A 17,386-nucleotide genomic window follows, 5' to 3' on the forward strand; every position below is an offset into this window, starting at 1 on the left:
ATCACTCCCTTATATAATTTAACATTTCTAAACTTTTTGGTTTTTTAGAATAATTTGAAGATATTATGAAAGTAGTTATCTTTCTTATATCTTTTTTAACATCATCATTTATATTTAGTTTGTATATCTTATCCATAGGTGTCTTAAGTAAAAACTTTATTGAATTATATGCTGGTTTAGAAATATAAATACCATGTTCTTTAGAGCATTCCTCACAGACACCACCATAATTAGAAAGGGATATATAATTAGATACAGATATTTTTTTGCCACATTTTACGCATGAATCTAAATTCAAATCATATCCTGTTTCTTTTAATAGCTTTAATTCAAAGGATCTTATTAACATTTCATAATCAAGTACATCTGTATTTAACAAATACATACAAGTTAAAAAGCTCTTAAATAAATGGTTATTTATCTCTCCTTCTTCAACACATATATCTATTAGTTCGCAAATATAAGATGAATAAGTCAGCTTATCTAAATTATCTAATAACCCTTGGAAAGAACTTGTTATTTTACCTTCTTGTAAATTATATAAATTTTTGCCTTTAAATAACACATATTCCCCATAGCATAAAGGTAATGTAATAGAAAATAGTTTGTTTTTGCTTTTCCTAGCTCCCTTTGCTATAGCTGTTATCTTTCCAAATTTATCTGTGTATAGCCATACTAATTTATCATTTTCTTTAAATTCCATAGTTTTTATAACTACAGCATTCACCTTATGTAGTGACAGAAAAATCATCCCCTTATTTCTTTACCTTTTTATATCCTAGTTCCTTTAATAGGTTTTGATTATCTCTCCACTCTTTTCTAACCTTTACCCATATTTTCAAATTAACTTTTTCATGTAGGAATCTTTCTATTTCATATCTAGCTGATTCCCCTATTTTCTTTAAGCATTGACCATTTTTCCCTATTATTATTCCTTTATGAGAATCTTTTTCGCAAAGCATATCTACTTCAATATGCCAAGTGCCACTAGGACTTTGTTTCATTTGAATTATATCTACTGCTATACCATGAGGTATTTCTTCTCTTAATGTTCTTAAAGCCTTTTCTCTTATAATTTCTGATACTACAAATCTTTCTTGAACATCAGTTATCATATCATCTGGATAATATTTAGGACCTTCTGGCATAGCATCTACCATTAAACTAATTAATTTATCTACATTTTTTCCTTTTAAAGCTGATATAGGAATTATTTCTTTGAAGTCCATTTCTTGAGAATACATTTGAAGAGTTTGAGCAACCCTATCTTGAGTAAATTCATCTATTTTATTTACCACTAAAAATACTGGTGCTTTTTGATTTTTTAAAGTCTCAATTATAAACTTATCTCCTCTTCCTATCTCTTCGTCAGGGTTTATTAAAAATAATACAAGATCAACTTCCTTTATTGAATCCTTAGCTGAATTAACCATATATTCACCTAGCTTATGCTTTGGCTTATGTATTCCTGGAGTATCAACGAATACTATTTGATGATCTTCTCCAGTTAATATAGTTTGAATATTATTTCTAGTTGTTTGAGGTTTATTTGATACTATAGAAAGTTTTTCACCCATTATTTCATTTAATAAAGTCGATTTTCCAACATTCGGTCTACCAACAATTGTTACAAATCCTGATTTAAACATTTTTCCTCCTAGTTTAATCCACCGTAAGTAGCACTTACTTAGGATATTTAAGATAAATCTCTATTATAATTTACCTTTAATAAATTATAGCATTGTTATAAGATTTTATCATCATTTTAATTAAATTTTAAAAATAGTAAATATAAATAATGTTAATAAAGTTCCAAATAAAGCTCCTACAATAACTTCAAAAACTGAATGAATATTTGAATCTACTCTGCTTTGAGCTGTTATTACTGCCATTAAATAGCTAAGCATTATACATATAGGTTCTTCTGTAATTAATGATATAGCAGTTGCTATTGAAAAGGATAATGCACTATGTCCACTTGGCATACCTCCTCTTAATGGCGTACCCTCTCCAAAATAAGATTTTACTATCAGGGTTACTATAATTACAACTACCAATGCAATTAACACCATGTAAGGCTCTGACTCTTTCATTTTATGAATAACATCATATGAAATTAAAGAAATCTTATCCCAAAATATAATATATCCTACAACTAAAGCATTCATTGCAGTAATTAATACAGCTCCTGCAGCTGCATTTTTAGCTATTTTAGCTAGTGGATGATAGTGATTAGTAGACATATCTATAGTGGCCTCAATTGCAGTATTTACTACTTCTGCAGCTAATACCATAGTAATTGTAATTGCTAATATAAGAAATTCAACCTTTGATATATCTATTACAAAGCAAGCTATGAGTACACATAAAGCTGCAAATATATGAATCTTCATATTTCTTTGACTTCTAATGGTTTGAATAATTCCGGTTACTGCATAATTAAAGCTTTCAACTAGCTTCTTTATCTTCATAATCCCCTCCCATATATAGTATTATCTTCTAATATCTAATTTATTTAAGATTTCTTCTTCCCTTTTTCTCATCTTATTTTTATCTTCTTCTATCATATGGTCATAACCTAGCAAATGTAAAATTGAATGAACTACTAAATAACTTACTTCTCTTTCATAAGAATGTCCGTATTCCTTACTTTGCTCTAAAGCTTTTTCTAATGATAAAACCATATCACCAAGAACTAATTCATTTCCATCCTTATAGGTTTCATCAAAATCAAAGTCTAAATACATATCCTTATAAACCTTATTTTCTTCAAAATCTAACATAGGAAAGGATAGTACGTCTGTTTCTCTATCAATCCCTCTAGTTTCATTATTTATTTCTCTTATTTCATCATTATCAACAAATAATAAGGATATTTGATATTCAACATCTACTCCTTCTTCTTTTAAAGCAAAATCACAGACATTTAAAATATTATTTATAAACTCATCACTTACTTCTATTTTATCTTGTTTGTTTTCTGTATATAACATATTTTTTCTCCTTTTAATGTAAATTCATAAATAAATCATTTATCTATTGATATAAAATGAATTATAAAAGTAATTAAAGAAGAAACTCCTTAAGGAGTTTCAAAATAGATATAAATTTATTAATCTTATTCAAATTACATCAATAATTTTAAATTTTTATATAAAGCTACTTAAAGAAACTTCACTAATTATTTACCTTTTTCTCAGTTGGATATTCTATTCTATGATGATATATTCCATCTAAGGTCTTTAAAAAGCTTTGTCTAATTAACTCAATATCTTTTAATGTTAAATCACAATTAATTAATTGGTTGCTATTAATTTTATCATTAATTATATTATTTACCATATTTTCAATTTTATCTTTAGTTGGTTCTGGTATTGATCTCACAGATGCTTCCACACTATCTGCAAGCATTAATATTCCAGATTCCTTAGTATCAGGAATAGGGCCTGTATATCTAAAATCTTCTTCTTTAACATCATCAGGATTTTCCGCTGAATTCTTAACTTTATAGTAAAAATATTTAACTAAAGTTGTCCCATGATGTTGTACTATTATATCTTGAATAATCTTTGGAATTTTATGTTCCTTAGCCATTTCTATACCATCTTTAGTATGAGATAGAATAATTAATGTACTTAAGTTTGGTGTAATCCTATCATGAGGATTTTCTTTACCTATTTGATTTTCTCCAAAAAAGTAAGGTCTTTTAGTTTTACCAATATCATGATAATATGCTCCAACTCTTGCTATTACCGGATTCCCCCCAACAACCTCTGTTGCTGCTTCTGCTAAATTAGCCACCATCATACTATGATGGTATGTACCAGGAGCCTCCATTAATAATTTTTTCATAAGAGGTTGATTTGGATTAGATAATTCTAATAATTTTATATTAGTAACTACATCAAAAATTGATTCATAAAATGGTAGTAGTCCCACTGATAATATTCCAGCTATCATTACTGAAATAATAGTAAAGCCTGTTTGAATAAGATTCTCTTTTAAATTACTTGATGAAATCATACCAACAGTTAATGTTAATATAGATGCTACAACAGCTATATATAAAGTTGCATAAATAATATCATTTCTTTGTTGAACCTTTTTAACTGCAGTTGATCCTAAAACTATAGCTACTGCAAATAAAATTATAATAGATGGGTTAAATCCCACAATTATCGAAACAAATACTAGGTTCAATAAATTAACAATAAGTGATACCTTATATTCTATCAATATAGTCATAATCATTGCCCCACAAGCAATAGGGATTAAATATGGTGATATTATATTTAAACTTAAAGATAACATCAGAGTGATTACATTTATACTACTTATTAGTATTATAAACTTATTGCTTTTAAATATATCTGCTCTTTCCCTAGAAATATAACTATATTCAATATATAAAATTACTGCAACTAAAATTGCCAACGCAATAAATGATGATAAATAGCTTTTTGTTAATCCACTATTTAGTAATCCAAGTTCATTTAATATTTCAATTTGTCTTTCAGTTACAGGTTCTCCTTCCTTAACTATAATTTGATTTTTCTTTATTATTTCCTTTTGTACGTTTTTTTGTGCTTCTTTTATATTTTCCTCCATTTTCTCTGTATCTATAAAGAAATTGGCCTTAATTTGTGAATATAAAATACTTTTCAAAGTATCTTCCAAGTTTCTGTCTAAATTATAGCTAATAAGTTCTTCACTTGCTAAATCCCTTGCATTTTGTAATGCTTCATAGTCGTTTTCTCCAATATTGTTTTTATAAGCTTTTTCTAAGGCTTGTAATGTTTTATTTTGAATATCAGAAATCTTTGATGCATCTATAGATAGTAATATATTGTATTCTTCATCTGTTAATCTAAAAGCATCAATTTTCTTTATTTCTGTAAGCTTTTCTTTGGCATCTTTTGTTGAAGAAATTTCTGTTGCTAGTTTATTAAATAATTTATTTATATTATCAATAGCTTGAGTCTTAATTTCACTTTTAACCGTATATTGTTTATCTTCCTTAGCTTTAGCTATAGCTTCTTCTATTTTTTCTTTTGTTGCTATCTCATCTACAGTATCTATTGGCGCCTTAATATCTACAGTGGCTATATCTCCAACAGATAAGTTATGTTTCTTTGGTGAAATTGTAGTTAATAACATTATATAAGTAACTAAAAATACTATTATGTATATTAGAACTCTTTTGTATCCTTTATTATCATTCTTCTTATCTTTCTTTAAAAACAAATTTATCCTCCTTTAACTACATACCTTTAATAATCCACTGGTTCATTATTAACAATATTTTGTTCAACTATAAAAACTACATTAACTACTACATCTTCACTTGAATTCTCCTTGGTAGTAACTATTTTATCAACAATTTTGGCTTCTCTTGTCAAACTATTATAAAGGGATTCTTCTAAAACATTAACAGAATTATTTATTACTTCCTCTTTTGATAATTCTATTGGAAATTCCTTCTTTTCATAATAATTTACTTTGTTGATTATTTTTTTACTTTCCTCTATTTTATCATACTCTTGAAAATCTTTTATAGCTTTTTTAAGATAAATTTTTTTCCCGAAAAAAGATAAATATATATCACTATCTTTTTCTCCAGTTCTTTTCATTTCACTTCCATTTATTTGCGCCACCATACTTTTTTCATAAAAAGTATTTGCCATTACAACTCCATCTGGTATAACCTCATAAGGTTCTTCTTCTTTTCCATTTATTCCTTCAATTATTACATCTCCAGCATGTACATATTCTCCAGCATGTACAGTTGCCCTACCTGAAAATGCATAAACCCTACTAACTTCTCCATCCATCCTTGCAATTAAATTACCATATTTTCTTTCTTTTATTTTTGGCGGATTTACCTTTTCTTCAATAGATATTTTTAATGTAGATCCTTCTACCCTTGCCCTAAGCCAAAGTATATCAGAATTAATACTTTCTAACTTTTTCTCTATTTCTTTAAAATCTATTGATTTTTTCCTTATTCCAGGTTTAATTCCTAAAGAATACAGTTGTTGTCTTATTTCATAGGGAGATACATTTTGCTTTGTAGTAATTTCTATACTCCATACGAAGGTTGAAAAATATAAAAGTAAAATAATAAATATTCCTCCCCCAATACTTAAGAAAAATTTACCCTTTAATTTTCCTATTAGAAATAACCTTCCTTTACTGCCTATTATTTTACATTTGCCATTTAATTTTTTAACAATAACTATAACATCTTTATAGTCACTATAATCTATAGTTATCCTTATAGTAGCAGCATCAATTCTCTTCACATTAATAATATTAATAGCTTCGCTCCACAATATGTTCAAAAGTTTCTCTGGTCTTAATATGTTAATTTCAACTATAACTCTACCACTTTCAAATACTCCTGTTGCCATACTACACCTCATAACGAATTGATTTAAATTTACCACTAATTGTTATTGTTGAATCTCCAATATATAATATTTCAAAATCTTCTCCTTCAATATTAACAATTTTTACTTTTGTATTTATTTTAATTATGGTTCTTTCAAATAATATTATCCCTTTATGATTTTCTATAGTAATTTCATTGTCACCAACAATAGTTATCTTAGGAAGATTTAACATTACATCCTTAGGCAAATCTAATTTTTCTGCTAATATTTCTCTAGTTTTTTCTATTCTTTCTTTCATAATCTTATCTCCTTATATTTTTTCTCATAGTACTCTATGATTAAAATATATAGAAAATTACTTCAAGAAAGCAAAAAGCAAAAGGAATAAATTCCTTTTGCTTTTATTTATCAACTAATATTAATCTTATAAAATTGACTTTTCCATAACTTTGCAGTTATAAATGTTATTAACACCAATGGTGTAGCTGTTTCTTTAATAATTATCTTTTTATTTTTTTTACTGCTGAGGAAGGTACTTAATAAGATTTATACCAAAATCTTATTTATTCCCTCAATTCAAGTATAATCATTATTACACTTTTTTTGATAAACATATAAACTATAGTCCTCAACCTTAATGTATTTAAAATACACTTAGACTTATTGGATTAATATAGCCTCCAATAATAGCTTACTTAATTAATTAAGTTACATTGAAAATTAAATCAAAATTATTCTACTTGAATTTTCTCTTTCTAGCAGCTTCTGATTTTTTCTTTCTTTTCACGCTTGGCTTTTCATAGTGTTCTCTCTTTCTAACTTCTGAAAGAACTCCTGCTCTAGCGCATTTTCTCTTGAATCTTCTTAATGCACTTTCAAGTGTTTCGTTTTCTCCAACTTTTATTTCTGACATCTATTATCCCTCCCTCCGCTAGCTCAAATTAATTAATTTAACTCAGCTACGGGCTTAATAACACACGCTATATTATACAATAGGTGGCCTCTAAAGTCAACTATTTGCTATAAACATTTTAGCCTGGTGGCCATTTCAAATCTCTTTGACCTAGTACATGGAAATGCATATGATCTACGCTTTGGCCTCCATCTTTACCACAGTTATTTACTATTCTATATCCTGTTTCATTAACATTTAGTTCTCTTACTAATTTATTAATTACTAAGAAAATGTGTGAAATAATCTCTGAATTTTTCTCAGTTAAATCATTAACACTTTGAATATGGTCCTTAGGTATTACTAAAAAATGAACAGGAGCCTCTGGACTTATATCATGAAAAGCCAAGACTTTATCGTCTTCATATATCTTTTTACTAGGAATTTCTCCATTTACTATTTTACAAAAAATACAACTCATAAAATCACCACCCTTCACACTAATTGGTAATGGATAATGCATAATGGATAATTATTGTGGAAACTCCGCTAGCTGAGTTTCTTTTTTTATTATAATTCAGTTTGCCTGAATTATTTCCTTAATTATGCATTACGCATTATGCACTATGCATTATTATAACAGTTTTGCTATTCCATATTCATTTTCTGCTTTTTCTATTTCTATATCTACTATTTTACCAGTAACATCGGCACATGTGCAAGGGACGTGTACCTTTATATAGTTTCTTGTATAGCCTTCATATACCCCATCTTTCCCTTTTACTTCTGTTTCTATTAGGGCATCCATTTCTTTTCCTATAAACTTTTCTATAAATTCTTTTTCATTTTTATTGCTTAATTCAATTAAAAGCTTACTTCTCTTTTCTTTTATGGTACCATCTATTTGGTCTCCCATATCAGCTGCTCTAGTTCCTTTTCTAGGACTATATTTAAATACATGAGTTTTAGTAAGTTTTATTTTTTCTAAGAATTTATAAGTTTCATTGAATTCTTCTTCTGTTTCTCCTGGGAATCCTACTATTACGTCTGTAGTAATAGAAACATCAGGCATTGTTTCTCTTAATAGTTCAACACTTGCTGCGTATTCTTCAGCAGTATATCTTCTATTCATTCTTTTAAGTGTTGCATCACATCCACTTTGCAATGATAAATGGAAGTGAGGGCAAAGTTTTTTAAAGCCCTTCATTTTTTCTATTACTTCTGGAGTAAAGAATGCAGGCTCTATTGACCCTATTCTAATTCTTTCTATGCCTTCTACCTTTTCTATTTCCTCAATTATATCTATAAGATTTACATTACCTTCTAAATCTAATCCATAGGATGCTGTATGTATTCCTGATAGTATAATTTCTTTAAAGCCATGTTCTGCTAGCTTATTTACTTCCTCTATTACCTTTTTAGGATCCTTTGAGCATACTGATCCTCTTGAATAAGGTATTATGCAATATGTACAGAATCTATTACAACCGTCTTGAATTTTTAAAAAGGCTCTAGTCTTATCTTGATACTCTTCTATATTTAATTCTTCAAATTTCTTGTTTTTAAGTACACCTTCAACATGGACTTGTGATTTACCTTCTTCTCTGGCCTTATTAACATAATAAACCACATCCCCCTTGTTTCTTGTACCTAACACTACATCAACTCCAGGTATATTTGATACTTCTTTTGGTGCTATTTGCGAATAACAGCCTACAACAGCAATTATAGAATTCTCATTTAGTCTTCTTGCTCTACTTATTATTTGTCTAGACTTTTTATCACCCATATTAGTAACAGTACATGTATTTATTACATATACGTCTGCTTTTTCGTTTGCTTCTACAACTTCATAGCCTTCTCTTATAAATTTTTCAGCCATAGCTTCTGATTCATATACGTTAACTCTACACCCAAGAGTAGAAAATGCAACTTTCATTATTTATTTCCTCCTAAATCTCCTAGCTCATATTGAACTAATGAAGTAGCAACAAAACCAGCTGTTTCTGTTCTAAGTATTCTACTTCCTAAAGTTACTATATAAGCACCATTTTCTTTTAGTTCATTTATTTCACTTAATTCAAATCCACCTTCTGGACCTACTAATATTCCAACTGTTTTTATTTTAGATGTGTCAATACTTTTATCATTAAATAATGTTTTTATCCCGAAATTTTCAGCATTTTCATAAGGAACTATAACTAAATCTAAGTTTTTCATAGCTTCTAAGGCTTCTTCAAAGGTAACAGGTTCAGAAACCTTTGGTATAACAGTTCTCTTGCTTTGTTTTGCAGCTTCTAATGCTATTCTATTAAGTCTATCTAATTTTTTGAATTCACCCTTTAACTTTATATCTACTCTTTCAGTAATAGTTGGAATAAATTCACTTACACCTAGTTCTGTTCCCTTTTGAACTATTAAATCCATTTTTTGAGCCTTTGGCAACCCTTGAAATAAATATATTTTTACTTCACTTTCATTATTTATTTCAAGTTGTTCTTCTATATCAACAATTACCTCTTGCTTTGTAATAGTTCTTATTTTTGCTAAAAATTCATCTCCATCACAATTATTTAAGACTATTTTATCCCCTTCATTTAGCCTTAATACTTTATATAAATGTTTTACATCATCACCTAAAATTTTTGCTGTTCTTTCTATAAAATTTTCTTTAGGAGTAAAAAATTTATGCATACATCGATCTCCTTAAAACTATTTTAATTTGGCAACTATGCAGTTCCATTCCCCATCTTTGTTTATTTCTACTACTTCAAATCCTGTTTCTTCAAGCTTATTAGTAACCATATCAACCCTATCATGAATGATTCCAGAAGTTATAAAGTATCCATCTGTCTTTAATACTCTTTTAACATCTTCTGTTAATATACAAATTACTTCGGCAATTATATTGGCAACTACTATATCTGCCTTCCCCTCTATAACATCTACTAAATTTCCATATAATATTTCTATATTATCTAAATTATTTAACCCTACATTTTCATTTGCAGACTCTACTGCAACTGGATCTAAATCTACTCCTATTGCCTTTTTTGCACCTAATTTTGCAGCAGCAATTGCAAGTATTCCAGAACCACATCCCACATCAAAAACAGTACTATCTTGTTTTACGTACTTATCTAAAGCTTGAATGCACATTCTTGTTGTTTCATGAGTTCCTGTTCCAAAAGCCATTCCTGGATCAAGTGCTAATACTAATTCATCATCTTTAGCTTCATATTCTTCCCAAATAGGCTTTACTACTATTCTTTCCCCAATTTTAGTAGGCTTATAATATTTTTTCCAGTTATTAGCCCAATCTTCTTCGTGCATTTTTTCACTTTCAACTTTAGCTAATCCAGTATCTATACCTATTTCCTTTAATTCTCTCATTTTTTCATTAATATATTCTAAGATTTCTTGGATATTATCTTCTTCAGAAAAATACGCTTTAACTACAGCTACTTCTCCTTTATGTTCTAATACATTTATATCTGCAAAATCCCAAGTAAGTGGTCCTTGTTCTCTTTCTAATATGTCATTTGGATCTTCAATTGCAACCCCTTTACAATCTAATCCATAAAAAATTCCTGAAACTGGTTCTAAAGCTTCACTTTTCGTTATAACTCTAATTTCAATCCATGTTCCTTCCATTAAAATCAGTCCTTTCAAAGATATTTGACTAATTTATTATTTTACACTTATGTTAACTTTCTGTCTAGGTATTAACTTAAAAAGTTTACTTAATAGAAATTAATTTAATATTATGGTAAAAATATAATTCATATGGTAATACTTTATAAATATATTTAATTATAAAAAAATAAGATACTGACATATTCAGCATCTTATTTTTACCACAAAAATTATTTAACTATATTAATTAAAATGTTATTAATTACTTAGCTGCCTTAGCTGCTTCTAAAATCACATCATAACTTGGTTGATCTGTGATTTCATCTAAATATTCAACAAATGTTACATTGTTATCTGAATCAACTACAAATGATGCTCTTGTTAATAAACCTAATTCCTTAGCATATGTTCCTGTAGCAATTCCGAAGCTTCTATATTTATAATCTGAAAGAGTTTTAACATTTTCAACATCTCCTAATGCACACCATCTAGCTTGAGCAAAAGGTAAATCCATTGAAATTGTATAACAAGTTACTCCATCTATTGAATCAATTTTTTCATTAAAAGTTTTTACTTCTGTATCACAAACTGGTGTATCTATTGATGGTACTGTTAAAAATACTCTTACACCCTTTGAATCTTTTTCAGTGAAATCTGCTAAATCATTTGTAGATACTGTAAACTCTGGTAATTTGCTACCAACTTCTAAAGTATTGCCTTCTAAAGTAACTGGTGCTCCTTGAAACTTAACCATTTTCATTTTATCTTCCTCCTAAATTAAAATAATATTTATTATTTTAACAATAATCATTATTCATATACTTTTATTATATACCTAATAATAACTATCTGTAAATATTTATTATTTTTAAATGTTGTTATTTTAACTTAGGATAAGTAATGTAATGGTTTATACTTGATATTTATCAACTAATGCTTTAAATTCTTCCTCTTTTTCAATTAAATAGTCATCGAATGATAATTTGTTCTTTTCTACTTCAGTAGAAAGTTCTGATAAAAATTCTGGTATTTTTACAGCTGGTATATCTCCTAAGGCAACTCCTAGTTTGGTGTCACCTACTCCATAAGCTCCTCCAACATGTAATGTAAAGCACTCATCTACTTTATCTCCAACTCTTTTTTTCTTTCCAGTAAATCCTATAGATGCTATTTGATGAACTCCACAAGAATTTTGACAACCTGAAAAATGCATTTTAGGTAATATATCTAATCTATAATTATTTTCCTTAAAATAATCTAAAACTGAATGTAAGGTTCCTTGACTATTGCATAATCCTATTTGACAAATTGGCACTCCAATACAGGATACACTTTGTTCAAATTTAGTTTTAGCTCCCATTTTTTCAGTTAATTCTAATAATTCTTTAGCTTCATTTCCATTTAGATTTCTAAAATATACACCTTCTGACATAGCTAATCTAATTTCTACATCTTCAAATTTACTAATTAAATCTAATACACTCTTCAAATCATTAATTAGCCATTGTCCTCCAATTGGATGTAAGTATACACTATATAAGCCCTTTTGCTTTTGCTTAAACAATCTAGGATTATCTATTTCAATTTCTATTCCTTTTTTATTATAAACTTTATTGCTTACAGTAATCTTTAAGTCTTCTGTTTCTTTAACTTCATCTACATGTTTCTTATAGCAATTTAAGAATTCTTCTTCTCCCATTCTATCTAATATATATCTTACACGAGCTCTATTTCTATTTTCATAATCTCCTTCTGCTATAAACATTCTAACCATAGCTTCAATATAGAATAAAACATCTTTTGGATCAATTAACTCTTTGTATTTAACAGCTTTTTTAGGATTTTGTCCTAATCCTCCTCCTAAATAAACCTCAAAGTATTCTTTTCCATCTTTATTTACTGCCACAAAGCCTAAATCTTGAACTGTACAATGGGCTTCGTCCTCTGCTCCACTTGAAAAAGATACTTTAAGTTTTCTTGGTAGTTTATATGTTGTAATTCTCTCTAAGAAATAGTTCCCAGAAGCCATTGCATAAGGGGTGACATCAAAAGCCTCTTTTTCATCAACTCCTGATAATGGAGACATAGCAACATTTCTTGGATAATTTCCACCTGCTCCTCTTGTATAAATATCATTATCTAGAGCTTCCTTCATTAAATCACATATCTCATCTATATTAAGACCGTGTAATTGAATAGCTTGACGAGTTGTTAAGTGAATTTTATCAAGACCATATTTTTTAGCAAAATCATAAACTTTATACATTTCACTTATATTTGTTATTCCTGATGGAATTCTAAGTCTTATCATAAATTCTTTTCCACCTTTATGAGAATACACTCCAAAACCACCTGAAGAATGTTTAAATTGCATTAAATTTATTTCTCCATTAACAAACTTATGACCCTTTTCTCTAAATCCCTCTATTTCTCCATATAAAACTTCTTTTAATCTTTCCATTTTACCACCTCTTAACAAATTTCTTCCAAATTAAATTATATCATTAAAAATTATATGTTATCATTTGATATTCTTATAATAATCATAAGAATTACCTATTGGTAAACATTCATTTTATTATATATTTTGCTCGAATTACTAATTTTTATTATATTTAAATATAATTATTATAAATAAAAAAGAGAATTAGCATCTGCTAATTCTCTTTTTTAAATAAATCTTTTAAGCCTTTTTTATGTGATGTTCCTTCTCCTACATTTTCTCCACAAGCTTCCATAAATGCTTTTAATGCATCCTTTTGCTTTTCATTTAAAGTCTTAGGAATATCTACTATTACTTTTACATATTGGTCTCCTCTTCCTGATGAATTGACCCTAGGTACTCCTTTTCCTTTTAATCTAAATAATGTACCTGATTGAGTTCCTGCAGGAATAGTATATTTAACATCTCCATCTACAGTTGCCACAGTAATCTCTGTTCCTAAAGCAGCTTTTCCCATAGAAATATGAGTGTCTATATATATATCATTTCCTTTTCTTACAAATTTCTTTGAAGGCGCTACATTAATTCTTACATATAAATCTCCTGGAGGTCCATCATTAGTTCCATGATTTCCTTGTCCTCTTAAAGGCATAACATTTCCAGTATCAACACCTGCTGGTATATTAACTTTAATTTTTCTAGTCTTTCTAACATGACCTCTTCCATGACAAGATGTACATGGTTCTTCTATAACTGTTCCAGTACCACCACAGGTATTACAAGTTGATGTACTTACAAAGCTTCCTAAAGGAGTTTGTCTTTGTACTCTTACTTGTCCTTGACCATTACATGTTGGACATGTTTTCTTTGATGTACCTTCTTTTGCTCCACTTCCTTTACAAGTTTCACAATTTTCACTTCTATCTATTGATATTTCCTTTTCAACACCAAAAACAGCTTCTTCGAAAGTCAGATTAATTGTATATTCTAAATCTGAACCTCTTTGAGGTCCATTTCTTCTTCTTCCGCCGCCGCCTCCGCCGCCGAAGAAACTTTCAAATATATCACCAAATCCGCCCATATCAGAAAAATCAAAGCCACCGAATCCACCTGATCCAAAACCACTACCATCAAAGTCAACTGTTCCATACATATCATATTTTGCTTTCTTATCTGGGTCTGAAAGCACTTGATAAGCTTCATTTATTTCTTTGAATTTATTTTCAGCTTCCTTATTACCTTGATTTTTATCAGGATGATATTTTATAGCTAACTTTCTAAAGGCCTTCTTTATATCTGCTTCTGATGCTCCTTTTTCAAGTCCAAGGGCTGCGTAATAGTCCTTATTTGCCATCTATTTTCACCACCATTTTTAAACTTTATAAAAGGGAAGACGACTTTTGTCTTCCCTCCTATATTATATATATTAGACTAATAGGTTACAACTATTTATCGTCTTTCACTTCAAAATCTGCATCTACTACATTATCATCATTTGGAGTGCTGTTAGTTCCTGCTCCACCCATATTGTTTGGATCAAAACCTGCACCTTCTGCTCCATTTGGATTAGCATCTGCATACATCTTAGATGAAATAGCATAGAATTCTTTATTTAATTCTTCCATAGCATTCTTTATAGCTTCAAGATCTTCTCCATCTTTAACTTTATTTAATTCATCTAATTTTGCTTGAACCTTAGCCTTATCATCTGCTGATACCTTATCACCTAATTCTTCTAAAGCTTTAGCTGTTTGGTATGCTACTTGATCAGCATTATTTTTAACTTCTATTTTTTCTTTTCTCTTCTTATCTTCTTCAGCAAATTTTTCTGCTTCCTTAACAGCCTTTTCTACTTCTTCTTCACTTAAGTTAGTTGATGCTGTTATAGTAATATTTGCTTCTTTATTAGTTGCCTTATCTACTGCTGATACTTTAACTAGTCCATTAGCATCTATATCAAATGTTACTTCGATTTGAGGAATTCCTCTTGGTGCTGGAGCTATTCCAGATAAAGTAAATCTTCCTAAAGTCTTATTATCTGCTGCCATTTGTCTTTCACCTTGAACTACGTGAATTTCAACTGATGTTTGACCATCTGCTGCAGTTGAGAATGTTTGACTCTTCTTAGTTGGAATTGTAGTATTTCTTTCAATAAGTGGTGTAGCTACTCCACCTAATGTTTCAATACCTAATGTTAATGGAGTTACATCTAATAATAATACATCCTTAACTTCTCCAGTTAATACACCTGCTTGAATAGCAGCACCAATTGCTACACATTCATCTGGGTTAATTCCCTTTGAAGGTTCTTTTCCAGTAAAGTTCTTAACAGCATCTACTACTGCTGGAATTCTTGTAGATCCACCAACTAATATTACTTTATCTATATCGCTTAATGAAAGACCTGCATCTGATAATGCTTTCTTCATTGGCTCAATTGTTCTTTGAACTAAGTCATGAGTAATTTCATTAAATTTAGCTCTACTTAAGTTCATATCAATGTGCTTTGGACCTGTGGCATCTGCTGTTATAAATGGTAAGTTTATGTTAGTTTGCATTGATGAAGATAATTCAATCTTTGCTTTTTCAGCAGCTTCTTTTAATCTTTGAAGAGCCATCTTATCATTTCTTAAATCTATTCCATTTTCAGCCTTAAATGTATCAGCTATATAATGCATGATTTTTTCATCAAAGTCATCTCCACCTAGCTTAGTATCACCATTTGTTGATAGAACTTCAAATACTCCATCACCTAATTCTAGTATAGATACGTCAAAAGTACCACCACCTAAGTCATAAACAAATATCTTTTGGTTAGTATCCATCTTGTCTAATCCATAAGCTAAAGCAGCAGCTGTTGGTTCGTTTATAATTCTTAAAACTTCTAAGCCTGCAATTCTTCCTGCATCCTTAGTTGCTTGTCTTTGAGAATCATTAAAGTAAGCTGGCACTGTTATAACTGCTTGAGTTACACTTTCTCCTAAATAGCTTTCTGCATCTGCTTTAATTTTTTGAAGTACCATTGCTGATATTTCTTGTGGTGAATGTTCTTTACCATCTATAGTAACTTTATAATTTGTTCCCATATGTCTCTTTATTGATATTACTGTCTTATCTGGATTAGTAATTGCTTGTCTTTTTGCGATTTGTCCTACTAATCTTTCTCCATTTGCTTGGAATGAAACTACTGATGGGGTAGTTCTTGCACCTTCTGAGTTGCTGATTACAACTGGTTCTCCACCTTCCATTACAGCTACACATGAGTTAGTAGTTCCTAAGTCAATTCCTATAATTTTTCCCATAATCTATTTCCTCCTAAATATATCTTCTATATTAAAATTTAGTTAATATGTCTTAAATTTAATTAGCTACCTTTACTACTGTATATCTAATTACCTTGTCGCCTCTTTTATATCCCTTTTGGAATACTTCTGCTACTGAATTTGCACCTAAGTTCTCATCTTCAATATGCATTACTGCTTGATGATAATTTGGATCGAATTCTCCTGTAGCATCAATTTCTTCTACACCTAGTTTTTCGAAAGATGTTTTAAAACCTTTTATAGTCATTTCAATTCCTTTTTTAATATCTTCAACATTTCCTTCAACTGATATAGCTCTTTCTAAATTATCAAGTACTGGAATCATTTCTTTTAACACATCTGTACAAGCATCTGTGTATATTCCTTCTTTTTCTTTAGAAGTTCTTTTTCTATAATTGTCATATTCTGCAGTTAATCTAAGTAATCTTTCCTTTAAAGTTTCTGCTTCATTTGTCAATCTTTTATTTTCATCCTTTAACTTACGCATAGCATCTAATTCATTTTCCTTATCATTATTTTCTTCCACTATATCTTCTGAAGAATCCTCAGTAGAATCATTTGAAGAATTAATTGAATCTGCTTCCATATCTAAATTTGCTTCTTCGCTTTTTTCAGTGTCAACATTGTCATTAACATTAGTAGCGTCTTCTGAATTATTTTGGTTATCTAATGTTTCCTTAATATCCTCCACAAAAACACC

17 protein-coding genes are annotated in these 17,386 nt (G+C 29.1%); all 17 read right to left on the minus strand.

Features of this window, described 5'->3' with window-relative positions:
• Position 1 precedes the first annotated feature (1 nt).
• Positions 2 to 751, minus strand: coding sequence for a DNA repair protein RecO (gene recO / locus ACFYH6_RS13400; protein WP_316343836.1), 750 nt, complete (start codon positions 749 to 751; stop codon positions 2 to 4).
• Positions 752 to 755: 4 nt separating this feature from the next.
• A complete protein-coding gene (era, locus tag ACFYH6_RS13405) occupies positions 756 to 1,649 on the minus strand; it encodes a GTPase Era (protein ID WP_316343837.1) in 894 nt (297 codons plus the stop codon).
• A gap of 120 nt (positions 1,650 to 1,769) precedes the next feature.
• Positions 1,770 to 2,471, minus strand: coding sequence for a diacylglycerol kinase (locus ACFYH6_RS13410; protein ID WP_416178389.1), 702 nt, complete (start codon positions 2,469 to 2,471; stop codon positions 1,770 to 1,772).
• 21 nt (positions 2,472 to 2,492) lie between these two features.
• Positions 2,493 to 2,993 carry an rRNA maturation RNase YbeY gene (ybeY, locus tag ACFYH6_RS13415; RefSeq protein WP_316343839.1) on the minus strand — a complete coding sequence of 167 codons (501 nt, stop codon included), beginning with the start codon at positions 2,991 to 2,993 and terminating at the stop codon, positions 2,493 to 2,495.
• 184 nt (positions 2,994 to 3,177) lie between these two features.
• Positions 3,178 to 5,244: an HDIG domain-containing metalloprotein gene (locus ACFYH6_RS13420; protein WP_316343840.1), complete on the minus strand. Its 2,067-nt coding sequence runs from the start codon at positions 5,242 to 5,244 to the stop codon at positions 3,178 to 3,180.
• Between the two features lie 26 nt (positions 5,245 to 5,270).
• The gene (gene yqfD / locus ACFYH6_RS13425) at positions 5,271 to 6,410 is read right to left on the minus strand and encodes a sporulation protein YqfD (protein ID WP_416178388.1); all 1,140 of its coding nucleotides are present in this window, start codon (positions 6,408 to 6,410) and stop codon (positions 5,271 to 5,273) included.
• 1 nt (position 6,411) lies between these two features.
• Entirely contained in the window at positions 6,412 to 6,690 is a 279-nt protein-coding gene (yqfC, locus tag ACFYH6_RS13430; RefSeq protein ID WP_316343842.1) for a sporulation protein YqfC, read from the minus strand.
• Positions 6,691 to 7,128: 438 nt separating this feature from the next.
• Positions 7,129 to 7,305: a 30S ribosomal protein S21 gene (gene rpsU, locus ACFYH6_RS13435; RefSeq protein ID WP_003441547.1), complete on the minus strand. Its 177-nt coding sequence runs from the start codon at positions 7,303 to 7,305 to the stop codon at positions 7,129 to 7,131.
• A 118-nt stretch (positions 7,306 to 7,423) separates the two neighbouring features.
• The gene (locus ACFYH6_RS13440; RefSeq protein WP_316345171.1) at positions 7,424 to 7,765 is read right to left on the minus strand and encodes a histidine triad nucleotide-binding protein; all 342 of its coding nucleotides are present in this window, start codon (positions 7,763 to 7,765) and stop codon (positions 7,424 to 7,426) included.
• Between the two features lie 153 nt (positions 7,766 to 7,918).
• Positions 7,919 to 9,223, minus strand: a complete 1,305-nt coding sequence (gene mtaB, locus ACFYH6_RS13445; RefSeq protein ID WP_416178387.1) for a tRNA (N(6)-L-threonylcarbamoyladenosine(37)-C(2))-methylthiotransferase MtaB — start codon at positions 9,221 to 9,223, stop codon at positions 7,919 to 7,921.
• Complete coding sequence (locus ACFYH6_RS13450; protein WP_316345168.1) at positions 9,223 to 9,978, minus strand: 16S rRNA (uracil(1498)-N(3))-methyltransferase; 756 nt, start codon at positions 9,976 to 9,978, stop codon at positions 9,223 to 9,225. Before ACFYH6_RS13450 ends, mtaB begins: the two co-directional genes overlap by 1 nt.
• Positions 9,979 to 9,996: 18 nt before the next feature.
• The gene (gene prmA / locus ACFYH6_RS13455) at positions 9,997 to 10,938 is read right to left on the minus strand and encodes a 50S ribosomal protein L11 methyltransferase (protein ID WP_316345166.1); all 942 of its coding nucleotides are present in this window, start codon (positions 10,936 to 10,938) and stop codon (positions 9,997 to 9,999) included.
• 244 nt (positions 10,939 to 11,182) lie between these two features.
• Positions 11,183 to 11,680 (minus strand): thiol peroxidase, encoded by a 498-nt coding sequence (gene tpx, locus ACFYH6_RS13460; protein WP_316345165.1) that lies wholly within the window; start codon positions 11,678 to 11,680, stop codon positions 11,183 to 11,185.
• Between the two features lie 150 nt (positions 11,681 to 11,830).
• Positions 11,831 to 13,381 carry a nitrite/sulfite reductase gene (locus tag ACFYH6_RS13465; RefSeq protein ID WP_416178386.1) on the minus strand — a complete coding sequence of 517 codons (1,551 nt, stop codon included), beginning with the start codon at positions 13,379 to 13,381 and terminating at the stop codon, positions 11,831 to 11,833.
• A 196-nt stretch (positions 13,382 to 13,577) separates the two neighbouring features.
• Positions 13,578 to 14,717, minus strand: coding sequence for a molecular chaperone DnaJ (gene dnaJ, locus ACFYH6_RS13470; protein WP_316343542.1), 1,140 nt, complete (start codon positions 14,715 to 14,717; stop codon positions 13,578 to 13,580).
• 91 nt (positions 14,718 to 14,808) lie between these two features.
• On the minus strand, positions 14,809 to 16,665 hold the full coding sequence (gene dnaK / locus ACFYH6_RS13475; RefSeq protein ID WP_416178385.1) for a molecular chaperone DnaK: 1,857 nt from the start codon (positions 16,663 to 16,665) through the stop codon (positions 14,809 to 14,811).
• A 58-nt stretch (positions 16,666 to 16,723) separates the two neighbouring features.
• Positions 16,724 to 17,377, minus strand: a complete 654-nt coding sequence (grpE, locus tag ACFYH6_RS13480; RefSeq protein WP_416178384.1) for a nucleotide exchange factor GrpE — start codon at positions 17,375 to 17,377, stop codon at positions 16,724 to 16,726.
• Positions 17,378 to 17,386: the final 9 nt, after the last annotated feature.

This window comes from Clostridium sp. HCS.1 (assembly GCF_047900555.1).
Lineage (GTDB): Bacteria > Bacillota > Clostridia > Clostridiales > Clostridiaceae > Clostridium.